Source organism: Candidatus Methylacidiphilales bacterium, from assembly GCA_030054035.1.
Classification (GTDB): domain Bacteria; phylum Pseudomonadota; class Gammaproteobacteria; order JASGCS01; family JASGCS01; genus JASGCS01.
The window spans coordinates 21,803-40,080 of the sequence record JASGCS010000002.1 but is presented as its reverse complement, the minus strand read 5'-3'; the positions used below and the strand labels follow the sequence as shown (position 1 = coordinate 40,080).

The following is an 18,278-nucleotide window of genomic DNA, read 5'->3' as shown; positions in this document are numbered from 1 at the left end:
ATGATTAGAGTCGTGATCGTATTAGTAATTCTGTTGATAGTAGCATTCGTAATTTATCGGTTGCTAAAGCGAACAGAGAGCAAACCTGAATTTGTACAAAAATCACCGATATTGAGCAAACCTGAACAAATTCTCTATGAAGCACTTATAAAAGCTTATCCCAGCCATGTTGTCTTAGCCCAAGTTTCACTAAATCAAGTTGTCCAAGTTGACCCAAATATTGTAAATTATAGTCAGCGTTTAGTTCAATTTAATAAAATAAATGGAAAAGCCCTAGATTTTGTTGTATGCAGTACCGATTACACAATCTGTCTTGCCATAGAACTTGATGATAGCTCACATAAACAAAAGAATAGAATCAGATCAGATCAGGAAAAGGATGAGGCTCTTAAGAGTGCAGGAATTAAACTAATCCGATTTTCAGTATCTAGAATCCCAAGTGTATCTGAGTTACAGCAGCTAATAGCATCGTAAGTGCGGGCTGTTAATTAAAATCTTTATAAAGACTCATCGATCCGTAAAAATATACTTTGTGGGTCAACTCGAATATTAGCAACTGATTTTGTTTTTGGTTGATCAAGTTCTTGATTCAAGAGCTCTTGACCTGTAGTAACCAGTCCTGCCGCGAGTGGGTTTATTGGTGAAAGAACTTGTTGTAACACTGCCCCAGTGGTAGTTTGAACACCTTTTTGTAATGCTTGCTGAGTTTTGTCTATAGGGTTTATTTCGTAACCTTGTAATCCGTTTCTTTTCTCTATGTCAAAAATTGAAGCTTGAACTATAAATTCTTTTCCTTCAGGTGTTATGCCTTTGATAATTTGCATAGTCAATCTATTGGTTACTGTATTCAGGACATGTCTACCAGTGAGTAACGATCCCTTTGGAATAATTCGGTATTTACCTACAATATCCTCAGAAGTGTAAATTTCTATGGCGGCATTATCATGTGAATTAACTGTTCGGTTGAGCGATGCCCGTGCCCAAGTACCCCAACTTATTCCATATTTTAATTTTGTTTTACCTCCAGGACTATCAGAAAATACACTAAACGCAGGTTGATTAGTAGTGGAAACAATTCTTGCAGGAGAAAGTGAATGGTCGGTAGCGTTTTTCTGAGGTTTGTTTTGTTCGTCACTTAATGTTGAGGAAACATTTGAACGGGATTTAGATTTAATTCGCTTCCTTTTTTTCTTTTTATTAGTGCTATATTTTTTATTATTCAGTACTGTAGCTGGTTCGTTGATGTTAACAATCCGTTCTTTTCTATCCTTGGCAATTTGATTATTGTTTTCCCAATCTCGTAATTCATCATTGCTTATTGCGAATACCGTACTATAAAATACTATCGTGAAAAATAATACTACCACGGAATTTCTGAATTACTATTATTTGTAGAAACTGTGAGAAATAGTACTGGAAACTGCTCCAGAGTAAAGTTATGTTTAAGTGCAATAGAACAGTGTATTTCGTTATTATCTAATGTATCTTGACATGCAAATGATTTAGATAGTAGTTCATCATTACCTTCAATCGACATACCTCGTAGTTTTAAGTGCTGTATTGGCGAAGGTTGATTTAGTATAAATGCTAATGCGAGATGTTTATCATTACCAATTAATGCTAGATAGTCAATCAATGCAACCCCTTGGTTAAAAGTTTTTCTTAGAAAAATATTATCTTTAGTTATAGTTTTGCTCACTAAAAGGGCAACTAGATCTTGTGCTTCCTGACAGTGAGTGCTTTTTAACGAATCGCTGAGTGATTGATATTCTTTTTGTATTTTCTGTAATTCTTTATTGATGACGAGCTGTATTAAATGATTGGACTCTTCAGGTGTGAAGTTAAACCTAATTTCATCAATATGTTGCTCAGGGGAGCCGATCGCTAATCTAATTGCGATAAACTTTCCTGCGACTTGAATAAATAAAGACCCTTGGTTCTCTTGTGCTATGCTTGCTGGTGCTGAAATGAGAAAATAATTTCTACCTTCATGCCTAGTGATTTGGAATAAACCTGCATTAGTTAAATCTAATGTGAATGGAATTGTTGCATCCGCATTATCTAGAATTACTGGGAAACTCAATCTGGTGCCAAGTAAGGGTGCGATTGTAATGGTTAAATTAGTATATTCTTGTAGTTGTACATCTTTTAGAGTTTCTGAATATGTTGAAGTAATTGCAATATATCCAAGGCACATGATTAAGTATCTCAAAGCTATTCTCCTAGGTCTTCATACTGTTGGATTTGAAAACCAAATGTATTAATCTTTGTTCTGGGCACAATAAGCCCAGTGATTCTTACTCTAAACGGGTAAGGGTTAGTGCCTATAAATAAGTTGCCAGTTAACTCAGCAGTAACATGATTATTTTTTCTTTCAAGGATTGTGCTACTTTCAAAAGATAGGTAAGAACGCGCTGGTGATTGCTGGATGCGTTCTATTGACTCTTGTTTTTTAAGTATAGCTAGTTCTTGTTCTATGAGTTCTGGGGACATCATGGTTAGTGCAAAACTCATATCAGAAAAAATGGTATCGCGATTCAGGCTCATTTTAGCTGAGAGAAATTGCCTAAGCCCAAGCAGTATTTCTTCGTCACTTCTCACACTTGCGTTTAGATATTCTACTGTTCCTGAAATTCTACCTTCATTATCTATTGTTACTATAACTGGTGGTTTTAACGCAATCCAAAGTACTGCAATAATAAAGAGAACGAAGTTTATTATCCCAAAGCAGAGACTTACCCAGCCCCATCGGTATAACCAAATGGTATGTTGGTTCGCAGTTATTGCCTTTGAAATTTGTAAAGAGTACTGGTTATTTATGTTGTTCATTGTTTTGGTATTCCTTGATTGTTTTGTTTTGAAGTAGGGCTAGTTTTATCATTGTGCTTTGGAAGTGAAACAGGTTCGTTACTGTTGCTTTTTGTTTTACTGGATGCGGACCCACTATTTTTTGATTTATCGCCTAATCCTCCTTTAGAGCCTTTGTGTTGTCGCAAAATATGTTCTCTCATTGCGTTACCGATAACGCCACCAGTCGCCACACCTCCTGCTATAAATGGACTTGCCATTGATGCCACATTTGATGAAGCAGTAACCAATCCTTGTGTAATAGCAATTGAGCTTACTTCTAAGCAACCTATCATTACATTTATTATTCCTTGTAAAATGCAATGTGATAAGGTGTTTAATATTTGAGTTTTGTTTGCAAGTGAGAACACTGGAATAGTGTTCATTGATTGAAGTAGTACATACAGTAATACACCGAAGGTTAGAGGCCAGAGCAAAACAACAGTACTCATTCGTACCCAGTTCCAAACAATGCTTTTATCTTTTAATACGGCAAGAGGGATAATAATTGTGCCACTAACCGCGCAAATACTATAGAGTATTGCATGGGCAAGTCTAATAAAGATATCCACCGTTAGTAGCATAATTGCAGAGATATACCAAAAACCCCATGCGAAAACTGATAGCACACTTTCAGAAAGTAAGGCAAATAGAGATGGATCTTTCTTAAATGCTCCATTTCTGTTAAGATTCTTTTCAAATTCTTGTAATACTTCAATTAATAAGTTATTGACTCCCAATTTTTCTGCAAGCGCACTATAGGTATCAGAAAAAATACTCCAAAAAATGAAATAACCCATCACTAAAACCCCACCAATTAAACAATCTTTTGATGCTTTGAGAAAGTTGGCCTGTCCTTCTACAAGTAATAGCGATTCTTGTAACATTCTCCAACTTGCGCCGATAACTAGTGTTACTAATGACCAAATACCCCAAGTTTCTTTGCTGATCAAGAGCGCGGTACTGTACATCCCAGTAAAATTAAATTGGGTGTAAAGTAAGTTGGTAATTTCATTAATCATTAGTAATTTGTAATTATTTGTTGTTGGTATTTTTAGTGGCTTCTACAATTGATTGATAAAAAGTTGAAATATCTTCCGTTAGCGCTGTTGCCTGTTCTTCTGCTAACTCCTGCTTTATCATGTCGTTACCCCCTTGATTATTTAATAATTGTGCGGTGTTTCTTGCTATTTGTGTAAGTGCTTCTTGTTCCCCTAATTGACTCTCTTGAGTTTTGTCAATTTGAATTTGAGATTCAAGTTGGGCAAACAAAACTCTAGCTTCTTGTTGCAATGCATTCTTCTCACTCAAGTTATTTGTTTTACTAATTAGCACTTCAATCTCCTCTAATCGTTTTTTAATTCTATCTTTTATAGTATCACTGCCAGTTAATTCTGATTTATTATTATAATTATCAACATTGAGCAAAACAAAGGTTTGATCAACAAAGGTATTTCTGGTTTGATTAATTTTAGTTTTGTTTTCAGTTATTCTTTTGAGCTGCTGTAACTGTTCGTAATTATTTTTTATTTGATTATACATACCAATCATCACATGCATTTGTTCGGTCATTTTAGCTACAATGATTGCAGCATCAATCCCTCCAAATGCGTAGGAATTCTGTGTATTGATACAGACTATTAAACTAAGTACTATGTGTTTATTTATTTTCATTGATAAATCTCCTTACTCTTTCTATTGGATCGGTGGTTTGTTTACTAATTGATTCTTTTAGAATGGCGCTTTCTGGATCAGTTCGGGTAAGTGCCATTACTTCTGGTGGGAATGAAAGAAGTAACTCTACCCAATTATTACCATCAAATTCTAATCCTGGCCGCCAGTCATTAAAAAATGGGGTCGGCCATGACTTCCAAAGTGATACTACTTCTGGAATCATTCCTATTCTTTCCGCAAGTGCGTCATGATCGCTGGTACGATAGAGCATGGTTTTTCTTATCATTTGATTCATAACAGCTCTACCTATCGCATCTATTTCTCCCACTTCCTGTGTGATTAAATCAATAAAACTAGCTTCTTTTCTTCCCATGCGTGCTAGTCCTTCTATAAGAGGACCCATGACATCGGGTGCTAGTCGTACAAATTCATGTGTCTCGTCTAGGATTATTTCACTAGGGCGTTTATTACTACTTGCCATCTGACCAAACTTTAACGCAACAAAAACTAAATATAGTTTTAAAAGCGATGGTGCTTTTGATCGCACCAATGAAAGATCAATACCACATGCACCGGGATTAATTGTCAGCTCGCTATTTGACATGAATTTTATTCCTTCCATAGAGATAAGAAATGCACTTAGATAATCTGACATACGCTTGGCACATTCTGCGATTTGAGGAATGTCAGGATTTTCACAATTTAGTAGTGAATTTCGTAAGTCAATTAAGGTTGGTTGTTTTATTGGAATTGGTTGGTAACACTTAACCAGTGCCATTTGAATAGTTGCTCGTTCAAATGTATCTAAACTAAGTGTAACATTGGTAGTGGGTTTTAGCAAAAAGGCTAGGGTGTCAACTGTTACTGATACTATGTCTTGCGGGAGGGTTTGATTTTCATTGAGACATGAAAGTGCTGGTAACGGATTAATTGCCATAGTGTCTGGGTCAATGGCATGGTACTCTCCACCCACTGCTTCAATTGCCCACCATGCAGATTTACCTATTTCCAAAAGGTACATATCTATTCCCAAACCAAAACATTCTAAAATTCTTGCACATCTATCCAGTGATTTACCTGCACCAGTAATTGCAATAGTGCAATGGTGTGCCACTTCTCCACTGCGATACCCTAAAGTAACTCCTTGATACCCAGCCCCTAAACGCAGGATAAATGGCGCATCGGATCTTCCTATATAAAATTGTTGACAAGGAATCATTGCTACTACTTGCCAGGTTTCATCAACGCGCCATCGCCTATTGCGATGGCCTTGTGCAGGTAATTGATAAAACCATCCAGCAAATTGAAGTTCGCTGTAACTTCTCACTAACGCACCCTGTTCATGTAGATAATCTGTCATTTCAGCTACCCTTTTCTTAAGATTACTTTGTGAATTATCATACAGAGTAATACTAACCAAGTTTTTAAATAGTTTTAATTGATGTTCTGCAAGGTGCATGCGAAGACCCTGTTGGTCGCCAGCAATGACAGTTGCTTCTTCAGTGCCTTCACGGCTACTTAAAGCATGTGCAAGGTCTTCAGCTTTTTTTGATTTACGAATTTCATATTCATCTGCTGTGGTGATAATCTGCACGATATGGCATTCTCCAAATATCCCTGCAATTGAGGTTATCCATCCCTGCGTGCAATTTGGATATAGTTGCAATAATAATGTCGTGCAATATCTTCCATCCGGTAATTGAAGTGTGTTTTCTGATTCCTTTGGCTTACCCATACAAATCCAATGATGGCGTAAATCTCCAATACTAGTTGTAGTATCTGGTCTTTTTTTGGCGTAGCAAAAATTTATAATATGAAACATAGTGCTCATTGGCGCAATTTCTCCTTGGGGCAAATGACGCATCAGTGAATTTGCTGTTTCTAAAATCTCTTGAGCGAGAGCATGCTGCCGAGCTAGTCTTTTAGCTGGGCTAAAAGGAGATTTAGAGTCAATGCGCGTAAGAATAACATAACAGTTATTTTTCATTTCAGATTGAGCGACTTGATCTGCAATAGCGTCTCTAAACCACTTAGTTACTTGCAACGCGCGTTTAACTGGGAAATTTCTATACCTATCACTTACGGTATTGTTAAATACTCGTAAGAGATGAAATTCAATTACATAGTTTGGTTTTAGTTCGTGCAGTAGATTTTGGAGCTGTCTTTTAGATTGTAGTAGACGCTCTGCATCCATAAGTGAAAAGTCCCAGCCGTGGTACTTAATTATAACTGATACCGCACCATCATCAAGATAAGCAACATTATCATGAATAGATTTCCATTGAAAATGCTCTTCAAAATATTTTACCATTCATCACCCAGATCGCTTGAGCGTAACATTCTTGAAGTAAACCAGTGAGCAATCCAATATCTCATATCACCTAACCACATATAAAAATATGTAACATAGAGCAAGCAAATATTTACAACGCCCAATAAAGCTGATTCAAAGTACTGTTTTTGGATTATGAGCAACCCTATTCCAATGAATAAAAAACATACTATCACCATTAAAAATATTGCAAAGACAGGTATGCCCACAATCTTTGTTTCCTTGTAACGATTATTGAATGCAACCATAGTATTAGTTAATGACAACACCGATTAAACTATTTACCCCTAGTATTATTGACGCACCAATAAGTGAAGATACTAGTATGGTTTTTCCTTTATCAGGATCTCCAGTTCCTATCTTAATTCCGCCATAGATTGCTCCTGCGACACAAGCAAAAATACCAAATAACGCAAAAATATTTACGATACTCTCACCTTTGCTTTCTATAAACGATTTAGCATCTTGACTAGAGCCTATGCTCCTGGGAATATCAATTGCTTGAGCATATTGTGTGTGTAATAAAAATAATTCAACTGTTAAAACACTCAAAATTCTTTTTATCATAGTTTCTCCATAAAGTAATTTTGTAAATCTTAAGCCACATATACATACCAAAACTTATGTAAAATTCTGATTATTTAATTTAAAATGTATTACGTATGATTGCACCATTTCAGTCGTCTGAACTTCGCCCCACCTTAGTAGGCCAAGACGAAAAAAACCAATTAATTAGACAGTGGGATAAAGGTAGTGAAGTTACGATGAGTGCTTTATCGGCTAGTTTTGCGACACTAATGGCATCAGGGTATCTATCCCCATTTAATGAGTTTATGAGCGTAGGGGAAGCAATGCAGGTAGCAAAAAATTATAAAAATAAAAACGGGTTGTTTTGCCCTATCCCTTTGCTACATGTAACTAACCAGACATTACATTGCAACCAAGGCGATTTATTGCTTTTACGAGATCCCAATTCTGACCAAGATATATTAGGTGTCCAAAGAGTTGCGTCAATAGAACAGATATCCAGTAGTGCACTCCTAGAAATGGCTACATTAGTGTTTGGCACGAGTGACCAAAATCATCCAGGTGTTGCTTCATGTATCGGACATGGTACAACAATTATTTCTGGACCAGTACATAGTTTTAATCTAAGTTATTTTCCAAATATGTTTCCAGACACATTTAGAACTGCGGGTGAGCTGAGATCTATGATTGCACAGCTAGGCTGGAATCGGGTGGTGGCGTTTCAAACTAGAAATCCTATGCATCGTGCGCATGAGGAATTATGTCGTATGGCATTACAGCAACTTGATGCAGATGGCTTGCTCATTCATATGTTGCTAGGTAAATTAAAACAAGGAGATATACCAGCTCCTGTTCGTGATCAGGCAATTCGTGTCATGGTCAACAAATACTTTGATCCCAAGCAAGTTATAATTGCGGGGTATGGCTTTGATATGCTCTACGCTGGACCTCGTGAGGCACTCTTGCATGCCTTGATGAGGCAAAATGCTGGTGCATCCCATTTAATTATTGGTAGAGATCATGCTGGTGTCGGCGATTATTATCAACCCTTTGCCGCCCAAGAAATATTTGATCAGGTGGTACCTAGTGGAACTTTTGAAATAGAAATATTCAAAGCTGATACAACTGCTTGGTCTAAAAAGTTACATCGTGTGGTCATGATGAAAGATGTCAAAGACCATAGCCATGATGATTTTATTCAACTATCAGGAACAAAAGTAAGGGCGTTGTTATCCGAAGGCGCATCATTGCCTGAAGAATTTACCAGGCCTGAAGTCGCAACAGTACTCCGCACCTATTATCAGTCGCTTAAGGCAGTGTGAATTATATCAAATTTGAATTTACTTGCTTTGCGAGTTCAAATGAAATACTAGTCGCTACTGAAGATACTCAGCTTGCTGCTGCTATTACAGAAATCGCAAAACAGGAAGCCTTTAGAATTGAGAGAAAATATTCAAGATTTAGAAACGATAATATAATTCACTCAATCAACACTGCATTAGGTAAACCCATACCTATTGATAGTGAAACATATCAGCTATTTTCTATTGCACAAGTACTGCACCAACAATCACAAGGCATGTTTGATATTACCGCAGGAGTTTTAAACCAAGTCTGGAATTTCTCTAATCCACCAACCTATCTACCTTCGCAAGAGACTATTCAAGAGATGCTTAATTATGTTGGATTACATTTAATTGAACTGAACGACACCCATGTTCGCCTGCAACCTAACATGCAAATAGATTTTGGTGGAATAGCAAAGGAGTACGCAGTAGATCGCTCAGCGATGCTGATTAAAGAATATCTCAAAACAATACAAGCAAATGCACCAACCTTAGTAAACTATGGTGGCGATATTGCTACAACAGCACCACCCACTATCACTACTCAGTGGCATATTACCATTGCACAACCATCATTGACCCAGAACAGCACAGCGCCTACCATAAGAGTAGCCAAAGGTGGAGTTGCAACTTCAGGCGATCATTACAAAAGCTTTACTATAGATAACCAAACATTCACACATTTTATTAACCCATTAACTGGCTACCCATTACCCAAGCAGCATATTTCATCTATTACGGTTTGTGCCCCTACCTGCATGAGTGCGGGAATGATTTCTACCTTAGCCATGCTTAAAGGACACCAAGCTGAAGAATTTCTCAAGGCTCAAGATGTTTTGTTTTATGTCATGAGATGAGTATTTTACTTATTTTTAATTACAGTTAATTTATATTTTTATAATTATGGTATGAAAAATATCATACATATAGTCTTAGGTTTTTTTATCATAGTATCATTGCTAGGCTGTTTAAAAAAAGACAGCACCCCTCCACCATTACCCGAGACAACCATCTCGGGCTTTGTTATGTTGGGTAAAACCACCACTGCTGGCTTGCTTCAAGTATATTCGTTTGAAAAAAACGCGAAAGGAAAGTTGCTTACTGAGACTAGATTGTCATCAGATGGTTCATTTTCATTTAAATTAAAACGACCAAGTGAGGCAGTGTTTATTGAACTGCGTCAATTGCAGATTACTGAATGGGTTAGTCGGAAAAGTGTAAATCAACCAGAAAACAACAATATACAATTACACTATTATGTAAATGCTGGGGTAAATAGTAAATTGATTATTACTCCCTACAGTCTTTATGCGTCATCTTTGGCCGCGTATTATATCAATTCAGGATTGTCAGTCCAGGAATCCATTGGCAGGTCACGCGAGTCGATTAGACGGTGGATTCTTTTTGACCCATTTGAACTTGAGCGATCTGATATTACTAATGCCTCTAATTTAAGTAGTTCGCTTAGTGACGCACTTCGTTATGGATTTATTACTTATGCTATTTCCTTGCAAACAGCAAATGTATCTATTGCGTTATGGCCAGATCTTTCTATGCATCAAGAAGTTAATACCTTTCACTATATTGATACCATGCAGTATGACCTACAGTTTGATGGAAAATTAAATGGAGTAGGTGCGTCTGGCTATGCTTACCTTGGCAGCAAGCAAATAACTAATCGTTGGTATCGCTATGACTTAGCAAAAACGATCTTGCTAACTGCGCCTGGCTCGGAAAATAGAACTGGGATTAGTTCATCTGGGTTGAATTCGTACGCTCAGCATATTAGTACAGTGCAAGAAGATTTTTTAAAGGGTGATTCACCGGTTCTTAATACCAGTGAATATTCTATTGATGGATTGTCTGAATATGATGCAGATGTGATTAGTGGAACAGAGACGATTAACTGGGCGATCATTAGTTATTTAGAAATTACTAACACTAAAATTATTATAGATGGGGTAACGGTAAAGACATGGAATAACAAAGCAACCACTTGGGAATTTGATTCAAGCTCATATCAGGATGGCAATCATTCGTTAAAAGTAGAAATTACAGATAGTAGTGGAAATACCGTATCAAGCACTATCTCTGTTGTTGTGAATAACTTTGGCATAGCTTTTTCAGACATTACTCCTATTGAATATTCAGTACTTGGTGGTAATATAAATGTACACTATGCTGTTGATGCTGGGGTTGGTCTATATGTAGTCTCATCTCAGTTGCAATACTCGGTTTCTGGTAGCCTTGTCTCAGTGCCATGTATCAAAGATTACGCACTACCGCGATACAATTGCTCATTTAGGCTTACTAGCGAAAATAATGGGATCATTCAGATGGCACTAAGTGCGACTAATTCTGCAAGTACCCCTAGGACTGTTCAGCGACAGTTATCATATACCGTAGACGCGACTTCTCCTACTGTTACATTTAATAATGTTACTAATAATCAGTTGATTAGAACAATAACTGATCAAATGACCATTGATGTGTCAGATACTCATTTGAATTCAGTAACGATTTCTATTAATGATGTGCTGACCACGCTAACAATTACTAATAATCGGGCATCATTTAGATTAAGTGAGCAAACCTGGGCGGACGGTGTGAAGACTATTGTTGTAGTCGCAACTGACAGAGCCGGTAATAGTACTAGAGAGACCAGAACAATAACCATTGACTCAACTCCGCCTGAGGTTACTGTAAATACTTTTGATACTAGGGTATCAGGTCTCGTGCAACTTTCCGGGACCATTCTAGATGATAATCTGACCTCATTGGCTATTTCTATTGGCTCAATAAATCTGGGGTATGCTACTATCACACAAATAGGTGGTGTCAACCAATGGTTTTTTCAATTTAATTCTAGTGAATATAGGAGTGGAGCTAGGAGATTCCCAGATGGATCCTATCAATTGAAATTATTGGCACTTGACTCGATTGGAAATCAAACCACTTTAGCCGACACTAGTTTGCTAATTACCGTTGATACTAATGCTCCAATTCTTACTGCCACTGTTCCTGCTCAAATCTCATGCGATGATCAGCTAAGTGGTACTGTAGTAGATTCGGTGCTACCAACAATAGAAATTTACCGTGATCAAACTAAACTAGGTGATGCTACAGTTGTCGCAAATGGCACTTCGTTTAATTGGAACTATCGTTGGCAGACCACTATGCAATTTCAAGGCAATAGGACTGTTAATATAAAAGCAATTGATTCAGTTGGAAATCACTATACCTCAAGTTATTCGGTATTAGTTGATTGTACCGCACCTACCGTTGTTTCAAAACAAGCTCCCACAGTTGTGAATAATAGCCTTACCTTTACAGTGTATGTTCAAGACACTGTAGGAGAAGTATCTTCTGCTCAGCTTAAATTTGGCTCTAGCGAATTGGCAACAGTGGTAATGAGCGCCAATTATCCGTATGGTAATTCCCGCACCGTTAGTTTTTCTAATATTAGTCTTAGTTCCTTTGTAAATGGAGATAGCATATTTACAATTGAAATTGTGGATCGTGCAGGCAATCGGGCAAGTGATTCGCTAACCGTTCATGTGGATAAGGCCCCTCCAACACTTATAGGGCAGGCAATATGGACAAATATAAATTATGTGACTACTGTTACTGAGGAGTGCGGAGTAAGTCGTTTTTGCGACCGTATTGAGTACTCGTATGGGTATTCAGTTACGGCAACCTTAGAGGATTATGGTGGAATACAAGATGGCTCATGTACAGTTTTAGCGAGTAATTCTAGAAGATATCAGTGTAATTATTATTATAGTTCTTACAGTCGACCGTCTTGTGCGCCTAATTTTACAGTAACCGATAGGTTTAATTACAGTACTGCAATCCCAGTTATTTGTGGGCCGGAAAGAACAGAAACTAATCACAGGTATAATTAAACATTCCTACCAGAGGCGGCAGCGGCTTGTGATTTGTGTAGCATCTCTGATATAGTCTGATGCAGTTTCTTTGCAGTAGCTTGAGGATTTTGTTCAGTGTCAATAAGATGGCTAAAAGTAATATGTGCAGTAATTTTTTTTACATTCAGAGTACGCCATAAATGGTTTACAAAAGTATCTTGTCCAATAAATGCGATTGGATTAGTAGCGTATGAGCCTTGATATGAATAGTGAATGGCAATTGGTTGAATTGGTATGTGGTTACTAATGGCTGGTTCAAGTAAATGGTAAAAAAATTGTTTAACCTTTGAACCATCTGTAGTAGTGCCCTCAGGAAATAATAGTACATTGTTACCAGTTTTTAACGTATTGGCAATCTCTCTTCTAGCTAAGGTAAACTGACCTTGACCTCTGTGGATGAATAAAGTGCCAGCGCTTTTTACTAATAATCCTATTATCAACCAATTTCCCACTTCTGACTTGGATAAAAAAGTTGTTTTGTAAATAGAACCCAGCACAAGAATGTCATGCCAGCTTATGTGATTGCAAACCGCCAAACATGTTTTAGATGGAGGAGTGCCATGAATCTTTAAGGTAATTCCAAGTATATGTACCATAGATTTATACCAAAAGTTAGACAACCAAATGATAACACTCTGTTGTAATGTTTTATTGAAACAGAACAAAAGAGCAATTAAATAAGTTCCAACTAAGACGCAGACTATGAAAAAAAGCCTTATCAATCTCATAGTTCTAACTGAGCCCCAATACAATTCTCATGTATTGGTGAGTCAATTGCTTTTACGATATCAAGAAGCTTAGTGAAGGTTTGTGAAGGCGTGCCATTTTTAAAAAGCACCGCGCAAGTTGATGAAGAGTTTATCCACTCTTGGAATTGATGATTAATAATTGTGGTTTTGGTTGGATACAATTTAAATATTTTTCTGTTTGGGTGGTATCCTATAATTAAATACTGGAACCAATTATCTATTTCAGCAATAGTATTGCCAAATATAATAATAATATCAGTGCAATGGTTTAAGGTATATAGGGTAAGGGCTTGATCTGGTTGTAGAGGCTGATTATTTTCCACCATCCGATTTAAATTAATTTGGTAAGTATTACATACATGTAATAATGAATTATTTCCGCTTAGAAAAGCAATTAATTTTAAATTCTCAAAGAGCGTAGGATGTGTGATGGTATGAGTGGCTGTTTCTGACTGATCATTGAGTAGTTGTTCAACTTGATTTGCAATTTGAATGACTACTTGAAATAGAGAATAATCAAATCTAAATTGAAGGTTGTACAGCAATGCTTGTAATACTAGATTAGCATCTTGTAAAGAATTAAAATGTAGTCTATCATCCTTGAAAAAATTATCTATAAGTATTTGCACCGATGTATGAGCATAGTGGATATAATTATTGTTGCTTAAAAATCTACCAGCGTCGTAGAGGGCAATGGTAAACAATGCATTTGATCCCACCCCGCAAGAAGTATCAATCTCAAGCCGTAGCTGTTTTTTCCTCTCATCCGCGAGAGTGGCAATGCCTTCTAGTACAACGCCGTGTATTTCTTGAATACTATTGGTTGAATGCTTAGTAAGCGCCTTGATAGAAACTTGTGGTGTTAGTAATTGCAATTGATCAAGAGATTGGGGGCTAGTAATTTGCATATACTCTGTAATATATTTTAATTGAGCTTCGTTAAGTGCTTGAAAAATTGTTTTCGGGTGTACAAGATATTGATTGTTAGCTAAATCTTGTGGGCGAGATGATTCTCCCAGCAATCCAATTGGTACTAGTAAGGTACTCTGTAAACAATTAATTGATTTTTCCACAACAATCCTAAATTCTAGAAGTTGGGTGAGACCAAATAATCTTGCGTATGAAGATATTAATAATGCGTTAGTTGAAAGTAGTTTTATATATTGATTGGGATGAGCGCTGGTTGAGTTTTCAAAAAATCCCCCACCTAAACAGTCATGTATATTGGAGGAAAGCAACAATTTCATTTCTTTTGATATATTCTGAAGGATAGAAATATCATTTGGTTCAACGAGATACCAGTAATCAATAAGTAATAGACAGGTATTTACATTTTTCATTTCTTTGGGTGGTGAGTTTAACCAGGGAGTAAAAATATTTCTAATGTAGTCCATGTTACTGTAAACTATGTGAGATGTTTTTATATCCTGCGATTAATCCAATTGCTTTTTCTATCGGCAAAATTTCTATCCATTGGTATGGGATTATGTATGTACTGGGGTTTGTTGCTTTTTTGTATCTTGCAAAAAAGCAAGTAAAAAATGATAAGACCGAGTTAAAAACAGAAGATATTGACTTCATACTCCAATATAGTATTGTGGGAGTTATACTTGGTGGGAGATTAGGATACTGCATTTTTTATCAGTTTGCCGAGACGATTTCAAATCCATTGTTTGTTTTTAAAATTCATGAAGGAGGTATGTCATTTCATGGCGGGCTTTTAGGTGTAATATTGTCGCTTTTTATATTTAGTAGACTTCGTAACTTCCCATTTTACCTTATTACTGACTTAGTGGCTAGATACACTCCAATTGGATTGGGATTGGGAAGGGTAGGCAATTTTATTAATGGTGAATTGTATGGAAGGCCAACAAGCTCTGATGTGCCATGGTCATTTGTATTTCCCCATGTGGATCTTTTGCCGAGGCATCCTTCTATGCTATATGAAGCTATCCTAGAGGGGGCTGTGCTTTATGCATTGCTTTATTTGTCAAACACTCGCAAGTATCTTGGACGCGTGTCTATTTTATTTTTACTGTATTATTCAAGTATGAGGTTTGTCATAGAGTTTTATAGAGAGCCGGATGCTCACCTTGGTTTGTTTTATTTTAATGTAACTTTGGGCCAGATACTTTGTATTGGCATGTTTATTGCAGGGTTAAGTCTGTATTGGTATCAAGCAAAACGAGTATGGAAAATTATTTAAGGTTATTATCACAGCTTGTCTCTTTATCTGAAGAAACTAGCAACCATAGAACAGATCGTACCGCAACAGGTACTGTTGCGGTTTTTGGCACAAAGCTTCAATTTGATTTACAAAATGGTTTTCCCATTCTCACTACTAAAAAAGTTCATTTTCGTTCTGTGGTAGCTGAGTTGCTATGGTTTTTACGAGGAGAGACCAATATTGATTATCTGCACCGTTATGGAGTAACAATTTGGGATGAGTGGGCAGATGCGAATGGTGAATTAGGACCGATTTATGGAAGTCAATGGCGTAATTGGAATGGTGAAGGAATTGATCAGATAAGTAATTGTGTGCATAGTTTGATTCATGATCCAAATTCAAGAAGACATATAATCAGCGCATGGAATGTTTCTGCAATTCCAAAGATGAGATTACCACCTTGTCATATTCTCGTGCAATTTTTTGTTGACAATAATAATCTCTCATGCCAAGTGTATCAAAGAAGTTGCGATGTATTTTTGGGATTGCCATTTAATATTGCATCATATGCATTATTATTGTCTCTCATGGCAAAAACCTGTGGGTATAATCCTCATACATTAATTTGGATAGGTGGTGATACTCATTTGTATCAAAACCATATCCAGGCTGCGAAAACTCAATTGGAGAGAGCTCCTAAACCTTCACCAAAATTAATCATTACTGAAACGGTTGATAAGATTTGGGAATATCAGATAGAGCATATCTCATTAGAGCATTATGATGCTTATCCAGCAATTAAAGCACCTATTGCAGTGTGATGAAGTTAAAACTAACAATAGTTGTAGCTATGGATTCTAACCAGGTAATTGGATTGCAAGGTTCATTACCATGGAAAATACCTGAGGACTTGAAACGATTTAAAGCGATTACTTTAGGAAAGTCTTTGTTGCTAGGTAGAAAAACCTTAGAGTCTTTACCCAATCAAACCTTGCCAGGTAGAAAATTATTTGTGCTTTCTAAAACTCCTACCCTTTTCAAAAACTCCCCTAACACGACATGGTGTAACTCATTTATGGATGCTTGTAGAATTATAGAAGAATCAGATGTCCTTACTGCCTATGTCATTGGCGGGGGAATGATTTACCAAGAAGCGCTTCCTTATACTCAATGTTTAGAAATTACCCAAATCCACTCTACATTTCAAGGTGACACTTATTTCCCCAAGCTTTCACCACAAGAGTGGAAAATAATAAAGAGAATTGAAATTGCAGAGCAAGGTAATACTCCTGCGTTAAGTTTTATAACCATGGTACGCGCTTGATTGGAATAGGTATAATATTGGCATGATTAAATGTAATTATTTTTCAATTGGATTTTTATTAATGTTTATTTCACAAATCTGTCTATCATTTCCACATGATCGTGAGGTGTGGATTAAAGATAATCTTGAAGCGATTGTATTTGCTATGTGCGATAAAAAAAGTTATTTTAGGCAATGTTTTTTAGTCGACGATAAAAAATGTAAGATAGTTGCTAGAATATCAATTTCGCGTTGTATGGATGAATATCGTACCTTAATGCCGAAGACATTGGAAATACCTTTCGATGATGAAAAATACCGACCATTAATTGGTGCTTGTAGTGGGGGGCAATATCAAGCCCGGTTAAAAAATTTTAGCAAAAACGAATCTATTTGTAGTGGTGAAGGCAAGTGGGAGCGTTAGTAGTTAGTGTTTAATCGAATTGCTTTCCGGATAGCGTAGTGTAAACTCTCTGGGTTTGCTAGTTCTAATCTACTAGCTAGATCATAAGCAGTTCCATGATCTACAGAAGTTCTGATAATTGGCAAACCTAATGTAACGTTAGCTATCAAACCAAATGATCTAGACTTGAGCACCGGCAAACCTTGATCGTGATACATGGTAAGCACCACATCAGATCGAGATAAGTATTTATTTTGAAAAATTGAGTCAGCGCTGTAAGGTCCTTGAACTAGGATACCGTTATCCCTTGCGCTAGTAATTGCTGGAATGATAATGTTTTGTTCCTCTGTCCCTAGTAGTCCAAATTCTCCTGCGTGAGGATTGAGTCCACAAACAATAATTCTTGGATTAGCCAAGCCATATAGGTGTTGCATAGAAGTATGCAGGATAGTAAGTGTTCGGTATATAGAATCTATGGTGATTGAATTAGCTACATGAGAAAGCGGAATATGGGTAGTGGTCAATGCTATGCGGAGCTGATCATCTTCTAAGAGCATAACTGTGTCACAATCAAAATAAGAGCCATACCATTCAGTGTGACCCTTAAATGTCGGATCGTAGCTGTGCACAACAAATTTGTCAATGGGAGCATTAACCAATACATTAAATGTTTTATCTTTCATCAATTGCGCACTCTTGGTTAGTAAGCTATGTTGCCACGGTGCGGTATTTAATTGTGGTTTACCTGGCGTGATTGAAATAGTTTCTAATCCTGCTAGATTTTCTACATAGAGTACCCCAGCAGCTTTTTTGATATCCGCTTTCCAAGGCTGGATTGGAATATTTAATCCTAGAACCTCATTCCATTGTTTGAGAATGTGCATTGAGCCAAGTACACAAATATCAGCAGGTTGATTATTTTTAAATGAGGCAAGTGATAGACATAATTGTGGTCCTATTCCCATAGGTTCACCCATAGTTACTAGAATAGTGCTAGGAGACA

At 36.8% G+C, this 18,278-nt stretch carries 19 protein-coding genes; 8 read left to right on the top strand and 11 right to left on the bottom strand.

Annotated elements, in window-relative coordinates:
- The gene (locus QM538_02590) at nucleotides 1–474 is read left to right on the top strand and encodes a DUF2726 domain-containing protein (GenBank protein MDI9347371.1); all 474 of its coding nucleotides are present in this window, start codon (nucleotides 1–3) and stop codon (nucleotides 472–474) included.
- Between the two features lie 23 nt (nucleotides 475–497).
- Here QM538_02590 and traM read toward each other — a convergent pair whose 3' ends face one another.
- Genes traM through QM538_02550 form a run of 8 tightly spaced genes read right to left on the bottom strand, consistent with a single transcriptional unit; the run spans nucleotide 498 to nucleotide 7,420 of the window.
- On the bottom strand, nucleotides 498–1,367 hold the full coding sequence (gene traM / locus QM538_02585; protein MDI9347370.1) for a conjugative transposon protein TraM: 870 nt from the start codon (nucleotides 1,365–1,367) through the stop codon (nucleotides 498–500).
- Nucleotides 1,361–2,197 carry a hypothetical protein gene (locus QM538_02580; GenBank protein ID MDI9347369.1) on the bottom strand — a complete coding sequence of 279 codons (837 nt, stop codon included), beginning with the start codon at nucleotides 2,195–2,197 and terminating at the stop codon, nucleotides 1,361–1,363. Before QM538_02580 ends, traM begins: the two co-directional genes overlap by 7 nt.
- A 17-nt stretch (nucleotides 2,198–2,214) precedes the next feature.
- The gene (locus tag QM538_02575; GenBank protein MDI9347368.1) at nucleotides 2,215–2,829 is read right to left on the bottom strand and encodes a hypothetical protein; all 615 of its coding nucleotides are present in this window, start codon (nucleotides 2,827–2,829) and stop codon (nucleotides 2,215–2,217) included.
- On the bottom strand, nucleotides 2,826–3,869 hold the full coding sequence (locus tag QM538_02570; protein MDI9347367.1) for a hypothetical protein: 1,044 nt from the start codon (nucleotides 3,867–3,869) through the stop codon (nucleotides 2,826–2,828). The genes QM538_02575 and QM538_02570 overlap by 4 nt, the downstream gene beginning before the upstream one ends.
- Nucleotides 3,870–3,882: 13 nt before the next feature.
- The gene (locus tag QM538_02565; GenBank protein MDI9347366.1) at nucleotides 3,883–4,521 is read right to left on the bottom strand and encodes a hypothetical protein; all 639 of its coding nucleotides are present in this window, start codon (nucleotides 4,519–4,521) and stop codon (nucleotides 3,883–3,885) included.
- On the bottom strand, nucleotides 4,508–6,832 hold the full coding sequence (locus QM538_02560) for a hypothetical protein (protein MDI9347365.1): 2,325 nt from the start codon (nucleotides 6,830–6,832) through the stop codon (nucleotides 4,508–4,510). Before QM538_02560 ends, QM538_02565 begins: the two co-directional genes overlap by 14 nt.
- Complete coding sequence (locus tag QM538_02555) at nucleotides 6,826–7,101, bottom strand: hypothetical protein (GenBank protein ID MDI9347364.1); 276 nt, start codon at nucleotides 7,099–7,101, stop codon at nucleotides 6,826–6,828. Before QM538_02555 ends, QM538_02560 begins: the two co-directional genes overlap by 7 nt.
- A gap of 4 nt (nucleotides 7,102–7,105) precedes the next feature.
- Nucleotides 7,106–7,420, bottom strand: a complete 315-nt coding sequence (locus QM538_02550) for a hypothetical protein (protein MDI9347363.1) — start codon at nucleotides 7,418–7,420, stop codon at nucleotides 7,106–7,108.
- A 95-nt stretch (nucleotides 7,421–7,515) separates the two neighbouring features.
- Here QM538_02550 and sat point away from each other — a divergent pair, with 95 nt between their 5' ends.
- Genes sat through QM538_02535 form a run of 3 tightly spaced genes read left to right on the top strand, consistent with a single transcriptional unit; the run spans nucleotide 7,516 to nucleotide 12,632 of the window.
- Complete coding sequence (sat, locus tag QM538_02545; protein MDI9347362.1) at nucleotides 7,516–8,703, top strand: sulfate adenylyltransferase; 1,188 nt, start codon at nucleotides 7,516–7,518, stop codon at nucleotides 8,701–8,703.
- Nucleotides 8,700–9,584, top strand: coding sequence for an FAD:protein FMN transferase (locus QM538_02540; GenBank protein MDI9347361.1), 885 nt, complete (start codon nucleotides 8,700–8,702; stop codon nucleotides 9,582–9,584). Before sat ends, QM538_02540 begins: the two co-directional genes overlap by 4 nt.
- 51 nt (nucleotides 9,585–9,635) lie before the next feature.
- Nucleotides 9,636–12,632, top strand: coding sequence for an Ig-like domain-containing protein (locus QM538_02535; GenBank protein ID MDI9347360.1), 2,997 nt, complete (start codon nucleotides 9,636–9,638; stop codon nucleotides 12,630–12,632).
- On the opposite strand, the gene QM538_02530 is transcribed toward QM538_02535, so the two are convergent.
- Nucleotides 12,629–13,249, bottom strand: a complete 621-nt coding sequence (locus QM538_02530; protein MDI9347359.1) for a lysophospholipid acyltransferase family protein — start codon at nucleotides 13,247–13,249, stop codon at nucleotides 12,629–12,631. The genes QM538_02535 and QM538_02530 overlap by 4 nt on opposite strands.
- Nucleotides 13,250–13,377: 128 nt before the next feature.
- Nucleotides 13,378–14,742: a hypothetical protein gene (locus tag QM538_02525; GenBank protein ID MDI9347358.1), complete on the bottom strand. Its 1,365-nt coding sequence runs from the start codon at nucleotides 14,740–14,742 to the stop codon at nucleotides 13,378–13,380.
- Nucleotides 14,743–14,816: 74 nt separating this feature from the next.
- Here QM538_02525 and lgt point away from each other — a divergent pair, with 74 nt between their 5' ends.
- The 4 genes from lgt to QM538_02505 are packed head-to-tail and all read left to right on the top strand — an operon-like array spanning nucleotide 14,817 to nucleotide 17,296.
- Nucleotides 14,817–15,608: a prolipoprotein diacylglyceryl transferase gene (lgt, locus tag QM538_02520; GenBank protein MDI9347357.1), complete on the top strand. Its 792-nt coding sequence runs from the start codon at nucleotides 14,817–14,819 to the stop codon at nucleotides 15,606–15,608.
- Nucleotides 15,593–16,390 (top strand): thymidylate synthase, encoded by a 798-nt coding sequence (locus QM538_02515; GenBank protein MDI9347356.1) that lies wholly within the window; start codon nucleotides 15,593–15,595, stop codon nucleotides 16,388–16,390. Before lgt ends, QM538_02515 begins: the two co-directional genes overlap by 16 nt.
- On the top strand, nucleotides 16,390–16,893 hold the full coding sequence (locus QM538_02510; protein ID MDI9347355.1) for a dihydrofolate reductase: 504 nt from the start codon (nucleotides 16,390–16,392) through the stop codon (nucleotides 16,891–16,893). Before QM538_02515 ends, QM538_02510 begins: the two co-directional genes overlap by 1 nt.
- A 22-nt stretch (nucleotides 16,894–16,915) precedes the next feature.
- Nucleotides 16,916–17,296 (top strand): hypothetical protein, encoded by a 381-nt coding sequence (locus QM538_02505; protein ID MDI9347354.1) that lies wholly within the window; start codon nucleotides 16,916–16,918, stop codon nucleotides 17,294–17,296.
- Here QM538_02505 and pdxA read toward each other — a convergent pair.
- A complete protein-coding gene (gene pdxA, locus QM538_02500; GenBank protein MDI9347353.1) occupies nucleotides 17,293–18,252 on the bottom strand; it encodes a 4-hydroxythreonine-4-phosphate dehydrogenase PdxA in 960 nt (319 codons plus the stop codon). The two genes, QM538_02505 and pdxA, sit on opposite strands and share 4 nt — an antisense overlap.
- Nucleotides 18,253–18,278: the final 26 nt, after the last annotated feature.